This is a genomic window from Micromonospora craniellae (genome assembly GCF_014764405.1).
In the GTDB taxonomy this organism is placed as follows: Bacteria; Actinomycetota; Actinomycetes; order Mycobacteriales; family Micromonosporaceae; genus Micromonospora; species Micromonospora craniellae.
In genome coordinates, this window is the sequence record NZ_CP061725.1 from 3,298,934 (window position 1) to 3,318,758 (window position 19,825).

A 19,825-nucleotide genomic window follows, 5' to 3' on the forward strand; every position below is an offset into this window, starting at 1 on the left:
AGCTGTGGGGGTGCGCCCGTGCCGGGGTGTGCCCGGCAGCCGCCAACCGGTGAGGAGGGCGATGGCTGCACGGGGACGGTCGTTGCGTGGGATGCGGGGCCTGGCCGGCGTCCCGTCGTACGTCGTGATGCAGCCCACCACACTCTGCAATCTGGATTGCGCGTACTGCTATCTGCCGTTGCGGGCTGCGGACCGGCGGATGCCGGTCGCGGTGGCGGAGGCGGTGGCCGCCTCGGTGAACCCGTGGGCTGCCTCGGGGCGGTTCTCCGTGGTCTGGCACGGCGGGGAGCCGCTCGCGGCGGGTCGGGAGCGGTTGGCCGCACTGATGGCCCCCTTCGCTGCCGAGGTGGAGCACCACGTGCAGACCAACGCCACGCTGATCGACGACGCGTGGTGCGAGTTCTTCGCGGCGCACCGCATTCGGGTGAGCGTCAGTGTGGACGGGCCCCGGGCGCGCAACGGTGACCGGGTCACCAGGGCGGGACGCCCGGCGTACGACCGGATCGTGCGTGGGATGGCCGCGCTGCGCCGGCACGGCCTGCCGTTCTCGGCGCTGGCGGTGGTGAACGATCCGTCTCCTGCTCGGGCGGCCGAGCTGTACGCCTACTTCCTCGACCTCGGGTGCGAGGTGCTCGGGGTGAACATCGAGGAGACCGAGGGCGTCAACACCCGGGACAACGCTCACGAGGCCGCTGCGGTGACCGGGTTCTGGGCCGAGCTGGTCGCGGCCTGGCGGCGCGATCCACGGATCCACCTGCGGGAGGTCGAGTGGTCGCTGCGGTACGCCGCCGCGGTCCTCGACGGTACGGCGGACGGCCTGCTTCCGGAGAGCCTCGACCCGATTCCCACCGTGGCCCACGACGGTGCGGTGGTGGTGCTCTCACCGGAGCTGGCCGGCTTCTCCGATCCGCGGCACGGCGACTTCAGCAGCGGAAACGTCCTCTCCACGCCGCTGCACGAGATCCTCGCCGGTGCGGCCGGCACGGCCTGGGTCGGCGAGTTCCTGTCCGGGGTGGAAGCCTGCCGCTCGTCCTGCCCGTACTTCGGCTTCTGTGGTGGAGGCCACGCGGCCAATCGCTACTTCGAGTTGGGCCGTTTCGACGGTACGGAGACCGAGCACTGCCGCAACAGCAAGATCCGCCTACTGGAGGGAGTGTTGGATCATGCCCGAGACCACAGGTCACCGGGAGCCCGAGCGGGCGACGGGTAACGAGGCCGACCGGGTCACCGACCGGGTGCGGGAGGCCGCTGCCGGGCTCACCGCCCTGCTTCAGGAGGCAGAGGCCGCACGACGGCTACGGGCGGAGGTGACGGGTGGCGACGGGACGAGCGCGGTCTGCGCCTGGAACCACTTCGAGAACATCCCGACGTTCTACAACTGGAACAACCGGCCTCGCTGACCGGCCGGAGTCGAGGGCCCGCCACGTTCCCGGATTGTCTCCGGGCGTGGCAGGCCCTTGAGCGTCGGGTGGTACGCCGCCGCGTACCGGGCACATACGTGAGCACGCGGGGAGTTGCCGCGTGCTCGGATGTGACCGGGGGTCAGCGGGTGGGACGGACCCAGGTGTCCGGGTCGTCCTCGGCGTGGTCCTCGTCATCGTCGACGTACTCTTTGTAGTCGTCGTCGAAGTTGCGGTCCGACTTGCCGCTGCCGCCGAGTTCTCGCTGCAAGGCGGCGAGGTCGGTGTTCGGGGAGTGATACTTCAGCTCCCGGGCCACCTTTGTCTGCTTGGCCTTAGCACGGCCGCGCCCCATGGCTCGACCCCCTCGCACAGAATGCGGGGCAGCCCGAAGGCGGGCCCCGATGACGTCAGGCATCTCTCGTGGCTCTTACGGTACATGGGGATGCCACCGTTCGGCACCTCGGGTTACCGTCGACCGCCGCCGCGCGTGGCGGTCAACCGGTCGTCACCCATTGTACCCGGTAAGGGGCGATGCCGGGTGCGGTCCTGACGGGGGGCAAATTCCCACGAACGTGTCTTATCTTCAGTTTAGCCGGGAACGCCCGTTAAGGGCGGGAGCAGCGGGGCCCCGCCCTTAACGGGCGTCAGGGTCAGCGGAGATGAATGGTGCGCAAACGGCCGATGTCGGCCATCCGTCGCTCCGCCAGCCGGTCGGCGGCCACCGCAGGCGGGACGCCGTCGGTGTCGGCGAGCCGAAGGATCTCCCGGGTGGTGTCGAAGATGCGGGTCGCGCGCAGCTTGGCGCGGTTGAAGTCGAAGCCCTCGATCTCGTCCGCGACCTGGATCACACCGCCGGCGTTCACGACGTAGTCCGGGGCGTAGAGGATGCCCCGGTCGGCGAGCAGCTTCTCGACACCCGGGTGGGCGAGCTGGTTGTTGGCCGCCCCGGCGACCACCTTCGCCCGCAGCGCCCCGACCGTGTCGTCGTCCAGCGCGCCACCCAGCGCGCAGGGCGCGTACACGTCGATGTCGGCGGCGGCCAGCGCGGAAGCGTCCTCGACCAGCGTCACCTCAGGGTGGGTGGTCCGCGCCCAGTCCAGCGCGCGGGGGCTCACGTCGGTGGCCACCACCTCGGCGCCGTCCTCCAGCAGGTGGCCGACCAGGTACTTGCCGACCTTGCCCAGGCCGGCCACGCCGACCCGCCGGCCGTGCAGCGTGGGGACACCCCAGACGTGCTCGGCGGCCGCCCGCATGCCCTGGAAGACACCCCAGGCGGTGAGGATCGAGGAGTCGCCGGCTCCGCCGTGCTCGACGCTGCGGCCGGTGACGTAGCGCGTCTCGCGGGCGATCACGTCCATGTCCGGCACGTACGTGCCGACATCGCAGGCGGTGTAGTAGCGTCCGCTCAACGACTCCACGAAGCGGCCGTACGCGCGCAGCAGCGCCTCGCTCTTGATCTGCTCGGGGTCACCCCAGATGACTGCCTTGCCGCCACCCAGGTCCAGCCCGGCGAGAGCGTTCTTGTACGCCATACCGCGGGACAGGTCGAGCACGTCGGCGAGGGCGTCCTCCTCGCTCGCGTACGGGTAGAAGCGGGTTCCACCGAGCGCCGGACCGAGCGCGGTGGAGTAGATCCCGATGATCGCCTTCAGGCCGGTCTGCTTGTCCTGGCAGAACACGACCTGCTCATGGCCCGTGGATTCCGGGTCGTCGGAAGTGGCGAATACGCCCATGACTGGCTCCTGTGTCGGCGGGCGTCCTTGTGGGACGCGGACCTCGGTCGAGCCGGCGGGGATGCTGCCGGTGGTGCGAGCCTAGTATCGGCGGGCGTTCCCCGGCCTCTCCCGGGCGTCCGCATCCCGTCCAGCGGGCGGACGCACCGGGGGTCCCGACGCCCACGCCGTAGGGCGCGACGAGGGCGCCGGACCCCCGTTTCGGCTCGCCACGCGGCACCACCCGGGTGACGCCGAGCAACGCTCGGCTTGCCGTTCGTGGGAGGATCGCGCCGTGCCGTCGCTCTTCGCCTCATACCTGCGCGTGTACGAGCCGCTGACCGCCTTCGATCGCGATCGCCAGGCGTACTGGCGGCGCTACGTCGAGCAGGGGCGGGCGGTGGCGCCGGTGGAGGGGCCGGTTCGGCAGCGGACCTCGGTGATCGAGGCGCTCGGTGCGGGCTGGACCCGGCTGCCCGACCTGCCCGACGAGGCGTATGTCCTGGAGACGGACGAGACCCTCCTGGTGTGCCCGTGGAACCTGCGTATCCGGGTGGCCGAGGCCGCGTTGAGCGCCCGGGACGGGGTCCCGCCGGTGCTGGCCGACGCGTTCGTGCCGCCGGTGCTGGCTGGGCAGGCCAAGGCCGTGGTGGAGGACTGGCGCAGCGGGGCCCGGGTGCTGGAGCACGGTGTGCCCCGGGTGCACGAGCAGATCGCCACCTGGGGTGTGCCGCTGCGCTGGTTCGTGCTGTTCGAGGCGCAGGAGCGTCACCACGTGACGGCACCCGAGCGTCGCTCGCTGCGTCTCCGGACGGAGATCTCCAAGGCCCGCCGCCGGTCGTCCCGGGCGCTGTCGGTGCTGCGCAAGTCGGTGGGGGACGCGCCCATCACCGAGGCGGTCGAGGAGGCCGCCCGGTGGCTGGAGGAGTTCCACCCCCGTTCGGTGGTGGAGTTGGACTACGGCGGTCTGGTCGAGTTGCTCTCCGACGAGACGCTCGCCGAGGACGACTCGGCGGAACTGGTCGCCGCCGGACTCGCCGGACTGTCGCGCGGCGAGGCGGAAGAGGCGTCTGCGGCGTACGACAAGCTCGTTGCGCGCTGGCGGGCCGTGCAACTTCTGGAGCGCTGCAACTAGTTCGCTTTGCCCAAATTTCGGGCTGTAACATGAGGCAGTCTCGTAGTTGTTGCGTCACGAACCGTTACTATGAGTCCGAATAAGGTACTTTCTAGCGTGTAAAAGTCGTATAAATCGGGCATGGTTCATCCGTCCGTCTAGGGACGTTCGGCCGTTCGGCCCATGTCGGACATCGGGGACTAGCCGGACCATGGGAGACGCGTCGGCCGGCGGGACCCCGGCCGATGTCTCTACATGTGGAGGAGTGACCGATGGCATCGCGAACGCACGAACCAGAGCCGCTACTCACACCGGCCGAGGTGGCGTCGATGTTCCGTGTCGACCCGAAGACGGTGACCCGCTGGGCGAAGGCCGGCAAGCTGAGCGCCATCCGGACCCTGGGCGGACACCGCCGGTATCGCGAGTCCGAGGTCAGGGCACTGTTGCAGGGGCAGATCCCGCAGCAGCGCCAAGGGGACTGACTGGCCGGTCGATAGCGAGAGACACCACGAAGGGCGACGGACGTTCGAATCCGTCGCCCTTCGTCTTGTCCTCCATCCGGTGCGGCCCCGTCGGCACCCGCTCAGCCGGTCAGCTCGACCCGGATCCCCACCGTGCCGCCGGTGCCCCGGCGCAGCCGGCTGCCGAGCAGCGTCAGCCGCCCGATCACTCGGTACTTCTGCTTGATCAGCCCCCGGATGCGGTCGGTCGCTCCGGGGTCGTAGAGGCTCGCCCGGGCGGGCACCGCCTCGCCATGGGGCCGACCGCGCACGTCGCACGGGGCCACCGTGACATCCCCACTACGGCGGATCCGCTTCACCTTGCCGGCGTCCGCCGCAGACCACACCGCAAGCGCGTCGCCGTCGCGTACCGCCCAGACCGGGGTCGGCACCGCGCGGCCGTCCTTGCGGAAGGTCGTGAGGAGTATGTACTTCTCCGCCGAGAGGCGGTCCAACGTGGTCACGTCGCCCAGGATACGGGCGTCGGACCTGACGGAGCAGCCCGTTAGCGTTAAGCACGTGACGGGGGAACCAAGGATCGGTGACGTCTTCGGGGAACTGCTGCGCGACGCGCTGGCGGTGGCGACCGGAGTCGGCCCACGGCCGCTGGCCGGCGGGCGGCTGCCCCGACCGGTCATCGAGATCATCGAACGGGACGACGGGCTGGTCAACGGGGCACCCGCCGCGCACTACCTGGCCGGTCCGCAGGAGTGGCAACCACACGACCACCGGGCCGTGGACCGGGCTCGCGGCGCGACACTGGACGTCGGCGTCGGCGCCGGCCGGATCGCGCTGCTGTTGCAGGAGCGTGGCGTACCGGTGACCGGGCTGGACGTCTCGCCCGGCGCGCTCGCGGTGTGCCGTCGTCGGGGCGTACGCGACCTGGTGCACGGCACGGTCGACGAGCACTGCGCCAGCGGGCGGCGCTACGACACGTTCCTGTTGCTCGGCAACAATCTCGGTCTGTTCGAGGGCCGGGAACGCGCACCCGCCTTCCTGGCGGCCCTCGCCGCGATGGCCAACCCAGGGGCGCAGGTGATCGCGCACGGCACCGACCCGTACGGCACCACCGATCCGCTGCACAGCGGCTACCACGAGCACAACCGTCGACGGGGCCGCCTCGGCGGGCAGCTCCGCCTGCGACTGCGCTACCGCGAACTCGGTACGCCCTGGTTCGACTACCTGGTCTGCTCGCCGGACGAACTCGTTGAGCTGGTCCGGGGCACCGCCTGGCGACTGACCGACGTGGACGACCGGGACGCCCCGTACTACCTCGCGACGCTGCGCCTGGACGCTTGACGCATCCTGCGGATGTTAGGAAGGGTCCCCTGCTATGCCGTAGGCGTTAGCAGGGGACCCTTCCTTGCACGAAACCTCAGACCTGGATGGTCGGCGGGAGCTGCTCGGGCGGCAGGCCGCCGTCGCCGTCGACGACCTCGTCTGGCTGGCCGTCCTCGTCGATGTCGACCATCGTGACGTCCACCTTGCCGTCGCCGTCGGTGTCGAACTGGAACAGGTCGGCCTTGCCGTCACCGTCGGTGTCGACCACCCAGACGTCGGTGCGGCCGTCGTTGTTGGTGTCGGCGCGCAGCAACTCGATGCGCTCGTCGCCGCGCGTCTCGACGGTCTCCTCGGCGCCCGCGCCGCCCGTGGTCTCCGGTGCCTGGCTCATCTGCTCGTCCTTCCCTTGGCTGTCGGCGGTCTGTACCCGATCCCGCCCGCCCCCACGCATCGGGTCCGGTCGGTGCTGCATAGGGTCGCAGCATGACTGAGCGGAGCGTACGGGCCGGTTCCGGCGTGGCGGCGATCCCGCGCGTCGACGGCGCCGGAGAGCGTGTCGTCGTCACCCTGCGGTGGTGGCATCGTGACTGAACGATTCGTGGTGGTGGGTGCCGGCACCATGGGTCTCGGCATCGGGTACGTGGCGGCCGGTGCCGGCCACCCGGTGGAACTGGTCGAGGTGGACCGGGATCGCGGTGCGGCGGCCATGACCCGACTCGCCGACCTGTGGGACCGGGGCGTGCGGCGCGGCAAGCTGACCGTGGCACAGGCCGCCGCGAACCAGGAACGCGTCACGCTGCGGGCAGGGCTCGCCGAGGTGGCTGCGGAGCCGCAGGTGATCGTGGAGGCGGTGCCGGAACGGCTCGACCTCAAGCGGGCCGTGCTGGCCGAGGCGGAGGCGCTGCACCCGGCCCTGCTGGGCAGCAACACCTCCAGCATCCCGATCGCCGAGCTGGCCGAGGGACTGACCCGGCCCGAACGCTTCTGCGGGCTGCACTTCTTCAACCCGGTCTGGGCGATGGCGCTGCTGGAGATCGTGGTCGGGTCGGCCACTGCGTCGGAGACCACCGCCGCCGCCGTCACGCTCGCCACCCGGCTCGGCAAGGACCCGGTCGTGGTACGCGACATGCCGGGCTTCGCCACCTCCCGGCTCGGGGTGGCGCTCGGCCTGGAGGCGATCCGGATGGTCGCCGACGGGGTGGCCGATCCGGCCGACATCGACAAGGCGATGGTGCTCGGCTACCGGCACCCGGTCGGGCCGTTGGAGTTGACCGACCTGGTGGGCCTGGACGTACGCCTCGACATCGCGCGTACCCTCCAGGCCGCGTACGGGGACCGGTTCGCGCCGCCACCGCTGCTGGTGGAGATGGTGGCTGCCGGTCGGCTGGGCAAGAAGTCCGGGCAGGGCTTCTACCACTGGGCCGACGGCGTACGCTCCGGCGGCACGGCGCAATCCGAGGCGGGCGACGGCACGCCGGGCGGTGCCTCCGCCGACCGGACGGGGACGGCCCGATGAGCGGCGGGCTGCGGGCCGAGGAACGCCCGGATCGGCTGGTGGTCACCCTGGACCGGCCGGAGAAGCGCAACGCCATCGACGCCGACCTGATCGCCGCGCTGCACGAGGTCTGTGCCGAACTGGAGGCCCACCCCCGGATGCTGCTGCTGACCGGCGGCACCGACGGGATCTTCGCCGGTGGCGCCGACATCGGCCAACTGCGCGAGCGGGGCCGCCTGGACGCGCTGGCCGCGATCAACTCGGCCGCGTTCGCCCGGATCCGGTCGTTGCCGATGCCGACGGTGGCGGCCGTCGACGGTCCCGCGCTCGGCGGCGGCGCCGAGCTGGCGTACGCCTGCGATCTGCGGGTGTGCACCGAGCGGGCGGTCTTCGGTCAGCCGGAGGTGCGGCTCGGCATCCTGGCCGGTGCCGGCGCGACGCACCGGCTGCCGACGCTGATCGGCGAGGCGCGGGCCAAGGAGCTGCTGTTCACCGGTCGCCGGGTGGACGCCGCGGAAGCGTCCCGGATCGGTCTGGTCAACCGGGTGGTGTCCGGACCGGAGGAGTTGCTGCCGGCCGCCCACGAGCTGATCGACGAGATGGCGAAGGGTTCGGCGCTGGCGCTGCGGCTGACCAAGCTCGCCGTCGACGCGCCGCCCGCCGCCCACCCGCACCTGGACCTGGTCAGCCAGGCGGTGCTCTTCGAGGACGACGAGAAACGTCGCCGGATGACGGAGTTCCTGGAACGCCGCCGCGGACGCTGAGAACGACCGTGGACACCACGACGGCCGCACCGGAGGATCCGGTGCGGCCGTCGATGTCGGGCGGGTCAGCGGCCCAGCGCGGCCAGCGGCACGTCGGCGTCGGCTAGGGCCCGGATCACCGCGGCCGACTCGCCGAAGCCGATGATGAGTACGGCGTCGGCACCGAACTCCTTGATCTGCCGGGCGCCGTCGCTGAAGTTGATCGGAGCGGCCTCGGCGCTTTCGCCCGGCTCGTAGCCGAGCAGCTTCACCTTGTCGCCGCCGAAACCGGCCCGTTCCAGCTCGGCCCGGACGGCGTCCTGAAGCCCCTCGCCGTAGGCGTCCGCACGGGCCACGATGGCGATCTTCTGCGGCCCGTCGCGGAGGATCACGTCGGCCAGCGCCCGACCCTGCAGGCTGTCCGGCGGCGCGGTGCGGAAGTAGAGACCGTTGTCGTCCGCGTCGGTCAGCGACGCGGCGGTGTTCGACGGGGAGAACAGGATACGGCCGGCCTTCACCACGTCCGGCAGGACGGCGGTGGAGATACCGGAAGCACCGGCTCCGATGATCACGTGCACCCCGGCGTCGACGTGGTTGGCGATCGTCCGTCTGGCCACCGTCGGGCTGGTGCCGTCGTCGCCGTCGATCCAGACCACGTCCTCGCCGAGCACACCGCCGGCCGCGTTGATCTCCTTGATCGCCAGCGCCGCACCGGCCGCCATCGGCGGATACGCCAACGCCAGGTCGCCGGTCTTGGGCAGCAGGCCGCCGAGGACGAGTGGATCGCTCCGCCCGGGCTGGCGGTTGCCGCGCGGCGGCGCCTTCGTGCTCGCGGCGGACTCGTCTCCGGCGCCGACGAACTCCGTCTTGGCATCGTTGAGCTGCTGGTTGTCGAAGTGCAGGGTGGCGTAGCTGGCGGTGGCGGGTTCACCGGCGTCGGTGAACCCGGCGCGGGTGATCGAGACGCTGCGGTACTCGATGTCGTCGCCGTCGCGGGCCAGCCGCAGACACTGGGCAGGGGTCTCGCAGCGGGTGCCGTCGTTGGTGACGCCGACGATCTGCCGGGCGATGGCCGCCGGGTTGGTGCTGCCGGCGAGTTCCGTCGCGAGGGCGCTGATCACCACCGCGTCGTACGCCTCGGCGGCGTAGAGGAAGTCGGTCAGCCCTGCGTCGACGGACCGTAGCCGGTTCTTGAAGTTCTCCGGCAGCGGTGTCAGGGGGGTGGTGCCCTTCATGCCGTCGACCAGGTTGGCGCGATCCTTCAACTCTTCCGGGTACGAGTTGAGCATGTTGCCGTCCGTACCGTAGAGGCGCACCTGGTTGGCGCTCGCCTCCTCGGCCTGGTCGTTCCCGCATGCGCTGGTGGCGAGCAGGAGGGTGGCGCAGGTGGCCAGGATTGCCGCCCGCGTGCCGCGTGACATGTGCATCGTCGTCCTTCCTACGGCGAAGGTCCGCTGCGCAGACTAACGTGCCGTGACGCGCGACGGGACCGTGGAGGCATGTCTATCCGCAGGTCGCCCCCGCCGACTACGGAGAGTAGCCCTCGATGGTTGCTTGACCCGGCCCCCTACCGTGCGGTGGGTGACCGACTCGCCACAGCAGACGTACGACGATGCCGCCGCCATTCTGAGTTCGGCGCTCGACGGCAACTCCGACGGTGTGGTCGGGACATTCGACGCGGTGGTGGACCGGGCCGGTCTCGTCGGGGCGTACGACGTAGCGTGGTGCCTGGCCGCGACGATGGTCGGTGATCCGGTGCCGCCCGGCGCCTGTGCGCTCGAATTCCCCGACATCGACCAGGCCGAGTACGACGCCCGCTGGGTGGCCCGCTTCGTCAGCGCGTACGCCAACTCGGACCTCGACACGGCCCGCGCCCTGTTCGGTGCGGCGGTGGCCGACGGGCTGCTGCCGGAGTGCCTGCTGACCTTGGCCGGCTCGACGGTGGCCACCCTGCGGCACCGGGCCGCCTGACCCGACGGGCCCGCCGCCTCACGTCCTGGACTGCACCACCGTGGTGGCGTACCGGGACAACAGCTCGTGCCAGCCGGCGGTCAGCGCCTGCCGGTAACCCTCGGCAGCTTGGCCGTGCCGGTCGAAGTGCCGGTGCGCGACCTCGACCAGTGTGCCGGAGCCTTCCGGCGTGAACAGCACCTCGACCTCGCTGGCCTGCGCGGGGTCGGGCACCGGCGCGCGGTCCGCGCCGATCTGCCAGGTGAACACCAGCCGCCGGGGCGGATCCCAGGTCAGCACCCTGCCCCAGTCGCTACGGAAACCGTAGGGGCCGATTTCGTAGAGCATGCCGCCGGGCCGCTGCTCCATCCCCAGCTCGGCCAGGGCCTCCGGGCCGGACCAGGTGTACTCCGTCACCCACCAGTCGGCGAGTCCGTTGGTGAACACCGCGTACGCCTGCTCGGTAGTGGCGGGGACCACCAACGCGTTCTGGATGGCGAAACGCTCGTGATCCTGTCGGATGTCGATCGGATCGGTAATCCCCTGTCCCATAGGCCCGGACCATACCGGCTCATGCCCGCGTGCGCAGCTTCCGGCAAGGTCGAGGAACTGGCGACAGCGGGAGAAAGGGAAAGCAGAACGCCGACCGGCGAATCCGCTGGTCGGCGTTGCTGTAGCCCGGCGAAAGGCTATGTGGCCAGGGGCGGGGTCGAACCGCCGACCTTCCGATTTTCAGTCGGACGCTCGTACCAACTGAGCTACCTGGCCGTGGTGCTCGGCTCATGCTACCCGTCCCACCAGGTTCCCGCCGGGAAGGGTCACATGCCCCGGTACGCAGAACGCCGCGCGAATTGCGCGGCGTCAGCGCTTGCGGTCCTGACGGGACTTGAACCCGCGACCTCCGCCTTGACAGGGCGGCGAGCACTCCAACTGCTCCACAGGACCTAGCTGGTGTTGCAGCCGGCCGAAGCCGGACCGTGCCCCCAACGGGATTCGAACCCGTGCTACCGCCTTGAAAGGGCGGCGTCCTGGGCCGCTAGACGATGAGGGCGGCCCCGCTATCATTGCACATTCGCAACGTGAGCGGACTTGCTCCCATCCGGCCCCGCCGGAGGCTTGGAAAGCATACGTGATGTCCGACCGGTCGACCAAACCGGTATGGCTCACGCCGCCACGTTTGGTGAAACCGCAGCTCAGGGTGGGTCTAGCTGAGCTGCTTGATGCCGAGGTCGCGCTTCAGACCGGCGATCATCTTGGCGCAGGCGGCGAGGGTGGCGGCCCGGTTACCGCCTCCGTCGTGCAGCAGCACCACAGCGCCGGGCTTGGCGGTGCGCATCACCCGCTTCTCGATCGTGGCGGCGGTCGGCCTGGCCCAGTCCTTCGGATCCACCGTCCAGTGCAGCGACCGCATGTCCAGCCGTTTGGCGACCCGGACCACCTCGGCGGTCCACCGGCCGCCGGGCTGGCGGTAGAACGGGATCTCCGCGTCGGGCACCGCCCGCCGGATCTCCCTGGTCGTCCGTACCAGGTCGGCGCGGATCTCGGCGATCGGACGCCGGGCGAGGTCGAGGTCGTGGTTCCAGCTGTGGTTGCAGAGCTGGTGCCCCTCCCGGACGATCCGCCGGAGCAGGTCGGGATGCTTGCGGACCTGGACGCCGACCACGCAGAAGGTGGCGGTGACGCCGGCCTCTTTGAGGCGGTCGAGCACCTTCGGCGTCCAGGTGGGATCGGGCCCGTCGTCGAAGGTGAGTGCCACCTCCTCGGTCCCGGTGGTGCGGATCAGCCCGGCCGGCAGCTTCGCCGGCAGCGCCCGCAACGGGGGCTTGGTCGGTGCGAGCGTCGGTGACGGCGACGGCTCCGGCGGCAGTGCGGCCGACGGAGGAGGGCTGGACGGGGCGGTCGCCTCGGGCGACTTTCCGCCATCGCCGCAGCCGGTCACCAGCAGGACCAGGCTCGTGGCACACGCGAGCAGGACACGGGTACGCATCGTTCGCTCCCGAGAGGGGTTCGGGTTCGGCGGACTGCCCGACGCTAGTTCACCCGGTTTGAGTAGACAAACGCCGGGTCAGGACGCCCCCGCTTTCCGTGCCGACCGAAAGCCCTGAACGCATACAGAAGCCCGCAAAGGCACCCGAAATTTCGATCAGGATGCGGCCGGATGGTCGAGCGAGTCGCGTACGGCGACGACGAGCGACACCGCCTCGGTCAGGTCGATCGGGCGGATCACCCCGGCCGGCAGGCTCTCGGCCCGCCAGCCCGGACCGGCCGCGAGGACCAGCAGTGGCCGACGGGGAGCGGTGAGCAGGGCGCTGAGCTGGGCGGGGTCGGCCGTGGCCCGGGTGTGCGACCAGACCACCACGGCGGCCGGTCCGGTCCGGTCGATCGCCTCCAGCAGTGCCGCCACCGGAACCCGGGCACCGAGCAACCGGTGCCCGACACCGATCTCGGCCAGCGCGGCTGCCAGCGCCTCCAGCGGCAGGCTGTGCTGCTCCTCGTCGGCGCAGGACAACAGGATGCGAGGTGACCCGAGGGCGGGACGGGTGGCCGTGGTCGCGGCGAACGCCGCCGAGACGCAGCGCGACATCAGGTGCTCCACCTCGATCAGCGCGGCGGTCGCGGCGTGCCGCTGCCCGATACCGGCCAGCACCGGACGCAGCAGCTTGTCCCAGGTGTCGATCACACCATCGCCGGCCAGGCTGCGGGAGATCGTCTCGTCGATCGCGGCCGAGTCCAGCCGCATCGCGGCGCGGGCCAGACCGCGCGCCGCCGGACCGGCGCGGCCCACCGGGATGGTGTGGCCCCCGCCGTCCCGCGCGGTTCTCGACCGGGCGACGCCGTTCGCCGTCGTGACGGGGGTCTGCCGGGCCCAGCGGGCCGCCTCAGCCGGACTGACCCCTTCACAGGTGAGCCGTCGCATGACCTCCAGCCGCGCCAGGTCGGCCGGCGTGTAGCGACGGTGGTGTCCGGGTACGTGTTCGCTGGGCCCGAGGCCGTAGCGTTGGTGCCAGGTGCGCAGGGTGGTCACCGCGACGCCGAGTCGCCGGGCGACCGCCCCCGCGCTCAGCGCCTCATCGGCCACCTGACCGCTCCGACGCGTCGCCGACCGTGACCGAGGGATTCAGCAGACGGTCGACCACTCCGGCCAGCCACGGCGCGTACGCGTCGGGGTCGCGGACGAGCTGGGTGGTCAGCGTCACGGGGTCGACCCAGCGCAGCTCGGCGACCTCGCCAGGCTCGGGGGTCAGTGGTGCGTCCGGCGAGAACTCACCGCGCAGGACGTGGTCGTACTCGACTTCGACCCGTCCGGTGGCGGGATCCTCGGCGCGGTACACATAGACCCCGACCTCGGTGAGCGTCACCGGGGCGACGCCGAGTTCCTCGCGCAACCGGCGGTTGGCGGACTCGGCCACGCCCTCGCCTGGTCGCGGGTGACCGCAGCACGAGTTGGCCCAGCGCAGTGGGAACCGTGTCTTCGCGGCGGCGCGGCGTTGGAGCAGGACCCGGCCGTCCGGCGAGACGAGCAGCACCGAGAAGGCGCGGTGCAGTAGACCGGGTGCCTGGTGGGCGGCGGCCACGGTCGCCGACCCCGTCCGCCGGCCCGCCTCGTTGACCAGTTCGACCAGGTGAGCTTCCCGCGACAGTGACATCAGAGCCATCCTTCGTTCACCGGTCACCACCGGTGATGCGACCGGCGGTCAGCTTGCCCGAGATGAGCACCATAGGGACTCCGACGCCGGGCTGGGTGCCCGAGCCGACGAAGACCACGTTGGACAGCGACGGGTGCAGGTTGGACGGGCGGAACGGGCCGGTCTGGAACAGGGTGTGCGCGGCGGCGAACGGGGTGCCGGCCGCCATGCCCTGCTTCGCCCACTCGGCCGGGGTGATCGCCCGGAGCACCTCGACGCCCGCGCCGAAGCCGACGTAGCCGCGCTCCTCAAGGGTGGCGACGAGCTGGTCGGTGTACCGGGCGGTGAGGTCGCCGCGCCAGTCGAACGGCGCCCGTTCCAGGTTGGGCACCGGGGCGAGCACGTAGTAGGTGTGCCGCCCGGTGGGGGCCACCGCCGCGTCCGTCCGGCTCGGGTTGGTGACCAGCAGGGACGGGTCGCTCATCAGCTCACCGCGCCGGATGACCTCGTCGAACGTGCCCTTCCAGGAGCGCCCGAAGTGGATGTTGTGGTGCGCGATGCGCCGGTAACCCTGGTTCGAGCCGACGTGCAGCACGACGCAGGACGGCGAGTAGGTCAACCGGCGTTGCCGGCTCGCTGGCAGCAGGTCGCGGTAGGCCACCGGAAGGTCGGGGTTGAGAACCACCACGTCGGCGGGGACGAACTCGCCGTCGGCGGTCAGCACGCCGGTGGCCCGGCCGTTGGAGGTCTCCACCCGGGTCACCGTGGTGCCGTACCGGATCTTGACGCCGTGCTTCTCGGCGGCGCCGGCCAGCCCGCGCGAGACCGCGTGGACGCCGCCGCGCGGGAAGTAGACCCCGGCCACCGAGTCGAGGTACGCGATGACCGCGTAGATGGCCAGCGCGTCGTGCGGGGCGAGACCGGCGTACATCGCCTGGAAGGAGAAGATGCGCCGGGTCCTCGGATCGCGGAAGAATTGGTCGATCTTGGTCTGGAGGCGCCGGAAGGCGCCGGTGGCGACCAGTTTGAGCAGGTTGGCGGTGAGCAGGTCGGTGGGGGCGTCGAGGTTGCGCTCGATGAAGTCGGCCCGCTCCAGCCGCCACAGGTTGCGGGCGAAGTCCACGAACCGCAGGTAGCCGTCCGCCTCCCGGGGACCGCAGACCCGGGAGATCTCCGCCGCCATCCGGGCGGTGTCGGTCACCACGTCGAGCGTGGAGCCGTCCGGGTAGTAGGCGCGGTAGGCCGGGTCGAGCGGCATCAGGTCGACCCAGTCGGACAGTTCCTCGCCCACCGCGCCGAGCGCCTCGGCGATCAGGTCGGGCATGGTGAGCACGGTCGGGCCGGTGTCGAACTCGTAGCCGTCCACGCTGAGCCGCCCGGCTCGTCCGCCCGGCACCGGCTCGCGTTCCAGCAGGGTCACCTGCCGTCCGCTGCCGGCCAGGTGCAGCGCGCAGGCCAAACCGCCGAGGCCCGCCCCGACGACCACCACCCGATCCGTGCGCCCGTCCACAGTCCGCACCGACGACCTCCCCATCATGCCCTCCGCGCAGTGGCCAACGCCGCGAGACCGGCCAGGGCCACCCGCGCGGTCTCGTCCACGGCGGCCGTGTCGAGCGCCGCCAGCGCCTCCTCGACCCGCTCGTCGATCATCCGCTCGATCCGCTCCACCGCGCCGGTGTCGACGACCACCTCCGCCAGCCGGGCGACCTCCGACTCGCCGACCGGGTCGCCGGTGCCGTCCAGCTCCCGCAGCTGCGCCGGAGTGGCCATCTGTCGAGCCAGCACGAGCAGCGCGGTCGGCTTGCCGGTACGCAGGTCGTCGCCGGCCGGCTTGCCGGTGGTGACCGGGTCGCCGTACACGCCGAGCAGGTCGTCGCGGAGCTGGAATGCCTCGCCGATGCAGAGGCCGTAGGAGGTGTACGCCGCGGTCAGGCGGGCGTCGTCGGTGACACCGGCCAGGCTGGCGCCGAAGATCAGGGGGCGCTGGACGGTGTAGCTGGCGGTCTTGTAGCGGGCCACCCGCAGCGCCCGGTCGACCGACCAACTCGCCGGGTCGGCCTCGCCGAGGATGTCGAGGTACTGCCCGGCGACCGTCTCCACCCGCATCCGGTCGTACCCGCGGCGTACCGCGAGGAGTCGGCCCGGGGGGAGGGCGGCGCGGGACAGCAACTGGTCGGCCCAGACCATGCAGAGGTCGCCGATCAGCACCGCGACAGCCTCCCCGAAGCGGCGCGAGTCGCCGTTGCGGCCGGCGGCGGCGTGCTGGGCGGCCAACGCCACGTGCACGGTGGGGCGGCCGCGACGGGTGGCGGACGCGTCCATCACGTCGTCGTGCACCAACGCGAAGGTGTGCAGCAGTTCCAACGTGGCCAGTGCGGGCAGCACCGGGGCCAGGGGTTCGTCGCCGACGGCGCCGCGCCATCCCCAGTAGGCGAACGTGGGGCGGACCCGCTTGCCGCCGGCGAGGACGTAGTCACGTGCGGTTGCGGCGAATCCGCCCATCGCCGCGTCGATTTCGGTCAGCGCGTCGACCTCAGCGGCCAGGAAGTCGGTGAGGGTCTCATCGACGGCGGTGATGAGATCCCGGGTGTAAGCGGCCAGAACGGCCCGGATCGGATCATCGTTTCCGACCGGCTGCTCAGGCCCCACGCGAAGCAGGTTACCGGTAAGTCGGTCGCTGGCCATGCGGCTGAGCGTACCCTAAGGTTTCAAGTTGCGTCGATTGGTGCGTCGATTCTTGAGGAGGGCCCGTGGAAACGGATCTCACTGCCGCCTACGAGAGGTGTCGTGAGCTGCACAAACACCACGGCCGCACCTACTATCTCGCCACCCGCCTACTACCCGCATGGAAACGGCGGCATGTGCACGCCTTATATGGATTCACTCGGTACGCGGACGAGATCGTGGACCGGACAGAGGCGTTGCCGCCGCCGGCCCGTGCCGCCCGACTGGACGACTGGGGCGGCCGGTTCATCGCCGGTCTGCACGGCGAGCAGGTCGACGACCCGCTGCTGCCGGCGGTGCTGCACACCATCGCCGTGTTCGACCTGGACCGGGAGGACTTCGCCGCGTTCCTCAAGAGCATGGCGATGGACCTGACCGTGGCCTCCTACCGTACCTACGACCACCTGCTGGACTACATGGAGGGCTCGGCGGCGGTCATCGGCACGATGATGCTGCCCGTCCTGGGCAGCTCCGCCCCGGCGGCGGCCCGGGAGCCAGCCCGTCAACTGGGCTTCGCGTTCCAGCTCACCAACTTCATCCGGGACGTCGCCGAGGACCTGGACCGTGGGCGGACGTATCTGCCGGAGGAGGACCTGGACGCCTTCGGGGTGACCCACGAGGACCTGGTGGCCTGCCAGGCGGCGGGTCGGAGCAACGAACCGGTGCGGAAGTTGATCCGGCACGAGGTGGCCCGCGCCCAGACGCACTACGCCGCCGCCGCACCGGGGGTGCTCCTGCTCGACCCCGCCTCGCAGGCATGCATCCGCACCGCGTACGCGCTGTACGGCGGAATCCTCGACGAGGTCGCCGCGCAGGACTACGACGTGTTCGTCCGGCGGGCCACCGTGCCCCGGCGGCGTCGGCTGGCGGTCGCCTCCCGTGCCCTGCTCACCCCGGCCGGAACGCCGGTCGAGCTGCCCGGGCCCCGGCTGCGGTGAGCGGGCGTACCGCCGTCGTGCTGTTCACCCGCGACCTGCGGGTGCACGACCATCCGGCGCTGGCGACGAGCTGCGCCGCCTTCGACCGGGTGGCGCCGCTGTACGTGCTGGACCCGGCGTTGACGCGGCTGTCGTCCAACCGCACCCGCTTCCTGCATCAGAGTCTCGCCGACCTGCGCCACGCGCTGCGCCGGCTCGGCGGTGACCTGGTGCTGCGGCACGGCGACCCGGTGGCCGAGACGGTCCGGTTGGCCGGGGAGCTCGGTGCCGAGGCCGTGGCGTTGTCGGCCGACGTCTCGCGGTACGCCGCCCGGCGGGCCGACCGGCTGCGCGCCGAGTGCGCCCGGCACCGGCTGCACCTGCGCTTCTTCCCCGGCCTTACGGTGGTCGAGCCGGGGGCGTCGACGCCGAACAGTGGTGACCACTACCGGGTGTTCAGCCCGTACCACCGGGCCTGGAGTGGGCAGCGGTGGCGCGACGAACTGGCGGTGCCGTCGCGGGTGGTGCTGCCGGACGGGGCGCGGGTGGGCCGCCTCCCGGCGGTGCCCGGCGGTGAGTCGCCGGAGGCGGCGGTGGGCGGCGAGACGGAGGCCCGGCGCCGGCTCGACCGGTGGGTGCCGCACCTGGCCGACTACGGCGACCGGCACGACGACATGGCCGGTGACGCCACCTCCCGGCTCAGCCCCTACCTGCGGTTCGGCTGCCTGTCGCCGCTGACCGTGGCGAACCGGGCCGGTGACCGCGCCTCGCCGTTCGTCCGGCAGCTCTGCTGGCGGGACTTCTACTACCAGGTCACCGCCGCCTTCCCGGACATCGCCCGGACGGCCTACCGGCGGGGCGCCACCGAGCAGTGGCGGTACGACGACGACGCGATCGCGGACTGGACGGTGGGCCGCACCGGCGTGCCGATCGTGGACGCTGGGATGCGGCAGCTGCGGGCGGAGGGCTGGCTGCACAACCGAGCCCGCCTGATCACCGCCGGCTACCTGACCAAGTCGCTCGGCCTGGACTGGCGCACCGGGCTGGCGGTCTACTCCCGGTGGCTGCTCGACGGGGACGTGGCCAACAACTCGGGCAACTGGCAGTGGGTGGCCGGTACCGGCAACGACACCAGGCCGTACCGGGGGTTCAATCCGATCCGGCAGGCCGAACGGTACGACCCGGAGGGCGAATACGTGCGGCGGTGGGTGCCGGAGTTGGCGGCGGTGTCCGGCAAGGCGGTGCACCAGCCGTGGCGGCTGCCCGAGGCGCTCCGCCGGAGCCTGGACTACCCGCCGCCCTCGGTGGCGCGCACGGTGGATCCAGTCTGGTTGCGCTGAGGCGCTCCGCGTGGCCGGGTGGTCGGTGGACGCGTGGTGCGCGATGCTGACGGCATGGCGGAGCCGGAAGTCGTGGACGTGGTCGTACTCGGGCTCGGCGTCGGCGGTGAGGAGGTGGCCGGTCGACTCGCCGAGGCCGGTCTCACCGTGGTCGGCGTCGAGCGGAACCTGGTGGGCGGGGAGTGCCCGTACTGGGGCTGCATCCCGAGCAAGATGATGATCCGGGCGGCGAACGCGCTGGCCGAGGTCCGACGGGTCGAGGGGCTGGCCGGCACCGCCCAGGTCCGGCCGGACTGGGCGCCGGTGGCGCAGCGGATCCGCGCGGAGGCCACCGACGACTGGGACGACCGGGTCGCCGTGGAACGGTTCAGCGGCAAGGGCGGGCGGTTCGTCCGGGGCAGCGGCCGGCTCGACGGGTCGGGTCGGGTACGCGTCGGTGACCGGGTCTACCAGGCCCGGTACGGGATCGTGCTGGGCGCCGGCACCGCGCCGTCGGTGCCGCCGATCGACAGGTTGGCCGGTACGCCGTACTGGACGAACCGGGAGGCCGTCGAGGTCGCGGAGCTGCCCGAGTCGCTGCTGGTGCTCGGCGGCGGGGCGATCGGCCTGGAGCTGTCCCAGGTGTTCGCCCGTTTCGGCGTACGCGTCACCGTGGTCGAGGCGTACGACCGGGTGCTCGCGGTGGAGGAGTCGGAGGCGTCCGGGGTGGGCCCCGCACGCCGAGGCGGGGTCCACCCACGCCGCAAGAGCGCCACCCGGTAACGCCTCTCCACATCCCGGAAGAAGGTGTCGATCCCCCATGTCCAGACTCCGTACCCGGCTGACCGCCGTGCTCGTCGCGGTCGGCCTCGTCCTCACCGCGGCCCCCGCACCGCCGGCCATTCTTGAGGTTGGCGTCCGGTCGACTGAGGTCGATCGTTTCTGCGCATGCTCACCGAGCTCAGAAAACAGGTTCCCGGTGGACCGTCCGGGACGACCTGCCACCTCGCCGACGGTTCGTCCCAGACGACCGGTTTGCGA

21 protein-coding genes, 3 tRNA genes and 1 pseudogene are annotated in these 19,825 nt (G+C 71.5%); 11 read left to right on the forward strand and 14 right to left on the reverse strand.

Annotated elements, in window-relative coordinates; genetic code table 11:
* Nucleotides 1-91 precede the first annotated feature (91 nt).
* Both amcB and amcA read left to right on the forward strand, forming a co-directional pair.
* Nucleotides 92-1,210, forward strand: coding sequence for a cyclophane-forming radical SAM peptide maturase AmcB (amcB, locus tag ID554_RS14760; protein WP_317985228.1), 1,119 nt, complete (start codon nucleotides 92-94; stop codon nucleotides 1,208-1,210).
* Complete coding sequence (gene amcA / locus ID554_RS14765) at nucleotides 1,164-1,400, forward strand: multiple cyclophane-containing RiPP AmcA (RefSeq protein WP_117229986.1); 237 nt, start codon at nucleotides 1,164-1,166, stop codon at nucleotides 1,398-1,400. The genes amcB and amcA overlap by 47 nt, the downstream gene beginning before the upstream one ends.
* Nucleotides 1,401-1,542: 142 nt before the next feature.
* Here amcA and ID554_RS14770 read toward each other — a convergent pair whose 3' ends face one another.
* Together ID554_RS14770 and ID554_RS14775 are read right to left on the reverse strand one after the other, a co-directional pair.
* Complete coding sequence (locus tag ID554_RS14770) at nucleotides 1,543-1,755, reverse strand: DUF3073 domain-containing protein (protein WP_111244996.1); 213 nt, start codon at nucleotides 1,753-1,755, stop codon at nucleotides 1,543-1,545.
* A 298-nt stretch (nucleotides 1,756-2,053) separates the two neighbouring features.
* Nucleotides 2,054-3,136, reverse strand: coding sequence for a Glu/Leu/Phe/Val family dehydrogenase (locus ID554_RS14775; RefSeq protein ID WP_117229985.1), 1,083 nt, complete (start codon nucleotides 3,134-3,136; stop codon nucleotides 2,054-2,056).
* Between the two features lie 274 nt (nucleotides 3,137-3,410).
* Between ID554_RS14775 and ID554_RS14780 the strand changes: the two genes are divergently transcribed.
* Complete coding sequence (locus ID554_RS14780; RefSeq protein WP_117229984.1) at nucleotides 3,411-4,250, forward strand: hypothetical protein; 840 nt, start codon at nucleotides 3,411-3,413, stop codon at nucleotides 4,248-4,250.
* Between the two features lie 251 nt (nucleotides 4,251-4,501).
* Complete coding sequence (locus ID554_RS14785; RefSeq protein WP_007073996.1) at nucleotides 4,502-4,711, forward strand: BldC family transcriptional regulator; 210 nt, start codon at nucleotides 4,502-4,504, stop codon at nucleotides 4,709-4,711.
* A gap of 101 nt (nucleotides 4,712-4,812) precedes the next feature.
* Here ID554_RS14785 and ID554_RS14790 read toward each other — a convergent pair whose 3' ends face one another.
* Nucleotides 4,813-5,193, reverse strand: coding sequence for a PPOX class F420-dependent oxidoreductase (locus ID554_RS14790; RefSeq protein WP_117229983.1), 381 nt, complete (start codon nucleotides 5,191-5,193; stop codon nucleotides 4,813-4,815).
* Nucleotides 5,194-5,248: 55 nt separating this feature from the next.
* Between ID554_RS14790 and ID554_RS14795 the strand changes: the two genes are divergently transcribed.
* On the forward strand, nucleotides 5,249-6,028 hold the full coding sequence (locus tag ID554_RS14795) for a class I SAM-dependent methyltransferase (RefSeq protein WP_117229982.1): 780 nt from the start codon (nucleotides 5,249-5,251) through the stop codon (nucleotides 6,026-6,028).
* Between the two features lie 76 nt (nucleotides 6,029-6,104).
* Here ID554_RS14795 and ID554_RS14800 read toward each other — a convergent pair whose 3' ends face one another.
* Entirely contained in the window at nucleotides 6,105-6,401 is a 297-nt protein-coding gene (locus tag ID554_RS14800; RefSeq protein WP_117229999.1) for a hypothetical protein, read from the reverse strand.
* 192 nt (nucleotides 6,402-6,593) lie between these two features.
* On the opposite strand from ID554_RS14800, the gene ID554_RS14805 reads away from it, so the two are divergent.
* A complete protein-coding gene (locus ID554_RS14805; protein ID WP_117229981.1) occupies nucleotides 6,594-7,526 on the forward strand; it encodes a 3-hydroxyacyl-CoA dehydrogenase family protein in 933 nt (310 codons plus the stop codon).
* The gene (locus ID554_RS14810; protein WP_117229980.1) at nucleotides 7,523-8,269 is read left to right on the forward strand and encodes an enoyl-CoA hydratase/isomerase family protein; all 747 of its coding nucleotides are present in this window, start codon (nucleotides 7,523-7,525) and stop codon (nucleotides 8,267-8,269) included. Before ID554_RS14805 ends, ID554_RS14810 begins: the two co-directional genes overlap by 4 nt.
* A 65-nt stretch (nucleotides 8,270-8,334) precedes the next feature.
* On the opposite strand, the gene ID554_RS14815 is transcribed toward ID554_RS14810, so the two are convergent.
* Nucleotides 8,335-9,675: an ABC transporter substrate-binding protein gene (locus ID554_RS14815; protein WP_117229979.1), complete on the reverse strand. Its 1,341-nt coding sequence runs from the start codon at nucleotides 9,673-9,675 to the stop codon at nucleotides 8,335-8,337.
* Between the two features lie 154 nt (nucleotides 9,676-9,829).
* Between ID554_RS14815 and ID554_RS14820 the strand changes: the two genes are divergently transcribed.
* Nucleotides 9,830-10,219, forward strand: a complete 390-nt coding sequence (locus tag ID554_RS14820) for a hypothetical protein (protein WP_117229998.1) — start codon at nucleotides 9,830-9,832, stop codon at nucleotides 10,217-10,219.
* Between the two features lie 18 nt (nucleotides 10,220-10,237).
* Here the strand turns inward: ID554_RS14820 and ID554_RS14825 are convergent, their stop codons facing one another.
* The 9 genes from ID554_RS14825 to ID554_RS14865 all read right to left on the reverse strand — a co-directional run bounded on the left by ID554_RS14825 (nucleotide 10,238) and on the right by ID554_RS14865 (nucleotide 16,509).
* Nucleotides 10,238-10,750: an SRPBCC family protein gene (locus ID554_RS14825; protein WP_117229978.1), complete on the reverse strand. Its 513-nt coding sequence runs from the start codon at nucleotides 10,748-10,750 to the stop codon at nucleotides 10,238-10,240.
* Between the two features lie 142 nt (nucleotides 10,751-10,892).
* Nucleotides 10,893-10,966 (reverse strand) — tRNA-Phe (locus ID554_RS14830).
* A gap of 103 nt (nucleotides 10,967-11,069) precedes the next feature.
* Nucleotides 11,070-11,143: transfer RNA gene (locus ID554_RS14835), tRNA-Asp, on the reverse strand.
* A 33-nt stretch (nucleotides 11,144-11,176) separates the two neighbouring features.
* Nucleotides 11,177-11,249 (reverse strand) — tRNA-Glu (locus ID554_RS14840).
* 153 nt (nucleotides 11,250-11,402) lie between these two features.
* Entirely contained in the window at nucleotides 11,403-12,185 is a 783-nt protein-coding gene (locus ID554_RS14845; protein WP_117229977.1) for a polysaccharide deacetylase family protein, read from the reverse strand.
* A gap of 156 nt (nucleotides 12,186-12,341) precedes the next feature.
* On the reverse strand, nucleotides 12,342-13,277 hold the full coding sequence (locus ID554_RS14850; protein ID WP_117229976.1) for a MerR family transcriptional regulator: 936 nt from the start codon (nucleotides 13,275-13,277) through the stop codon (nucleotides 12,342-12,344).
* On the reverse strand, nucleotides 13,267-13,845 hold the full coding sequence (idi, locus tag ID554_RS14855; protein WP_117229975.1) for an isopentenyl-diphosphate Delta-isomerase: 579 nt from the start codon (nucleotides 13,843-13,845) through the stop codon (nucleotides 13,267-13,269). The genes ID554_RS14850 and idi overlap by 11 nt, the downstream gene beginning before the upstream one ends.
* 16 nt (nucleotides 13,846-13,861) lie before the next feature.
* A complete protein-coding gene (gene crtI / locus ID554_RS14860; protein ID WP_191088837.1) occupies nucleotides 13,862-15,343 on the reverse strand; it encodes a phytoene desaturase family protein in 1,482 nt (493 codons plus the stop codon).
* A 14-nt stretch (nucleotides 15,344-15,357) separates the two neighbouring features.
* Complete coding sequence (locus tag ID554_RS14865; RefSeq protein ID WP_117229973.1) at nucleotides 15,358-16,509, reverse strand: polyprenyl synthetase family protein; 1,152 nt, start codon at nucleotides 16,507-16,509, stop codon at nucleotides 15,358-15,360.
* A gap of 65 nt (nucleotides 16,510-16,574) precedes the next feature.
* Between ID554_RS14865 and ID554_RS14870 the strand changes: the two genes are divergently transcribed.
* The 3 genes and pseudogenes from ID554_RS14870 to ID554_RS14880 all read left to right on the forward strand — a co-directional run.
* On the forward strand, nucleotides 16,575-17,486 hold the full coding sequence (locus ID554_RS14870; RefSeq protein WP_117229972.1) for a phytoene/squalene synthase family protein: 912 nt from the start codon (nucleotides 16,575-16,577) through the stop codon (nucleotides 17,484-17,486).
* Nucleotides 17,483-18,805 (forward strand): cryptochrome/photolyase family protein, encoded by a 1,323-nt coding sequence (locus ID554_RS14875; RefSeq protein WP_117229971.1) that lies wholly within the window; start codon nucleotides 17,483-17,485, stop codon nucleotides 18,803-18,805. Before ID554_RS14870 ends, ID554_RS14875 begins: the two co-directional genes overlap by 4 nt.
* A gap of 54 nt (nucleotides 18,806-18,859) precedes the next feature.
* Nucleotides 18,860-19,513, forward strand: a pseudogene (locus ID554_RS14880) (FAD-dependent oxidoreductase); the annotation flags it as partial.
* Nucleotides 19,514-19,825: the final 312 nt, after the last annotated feature.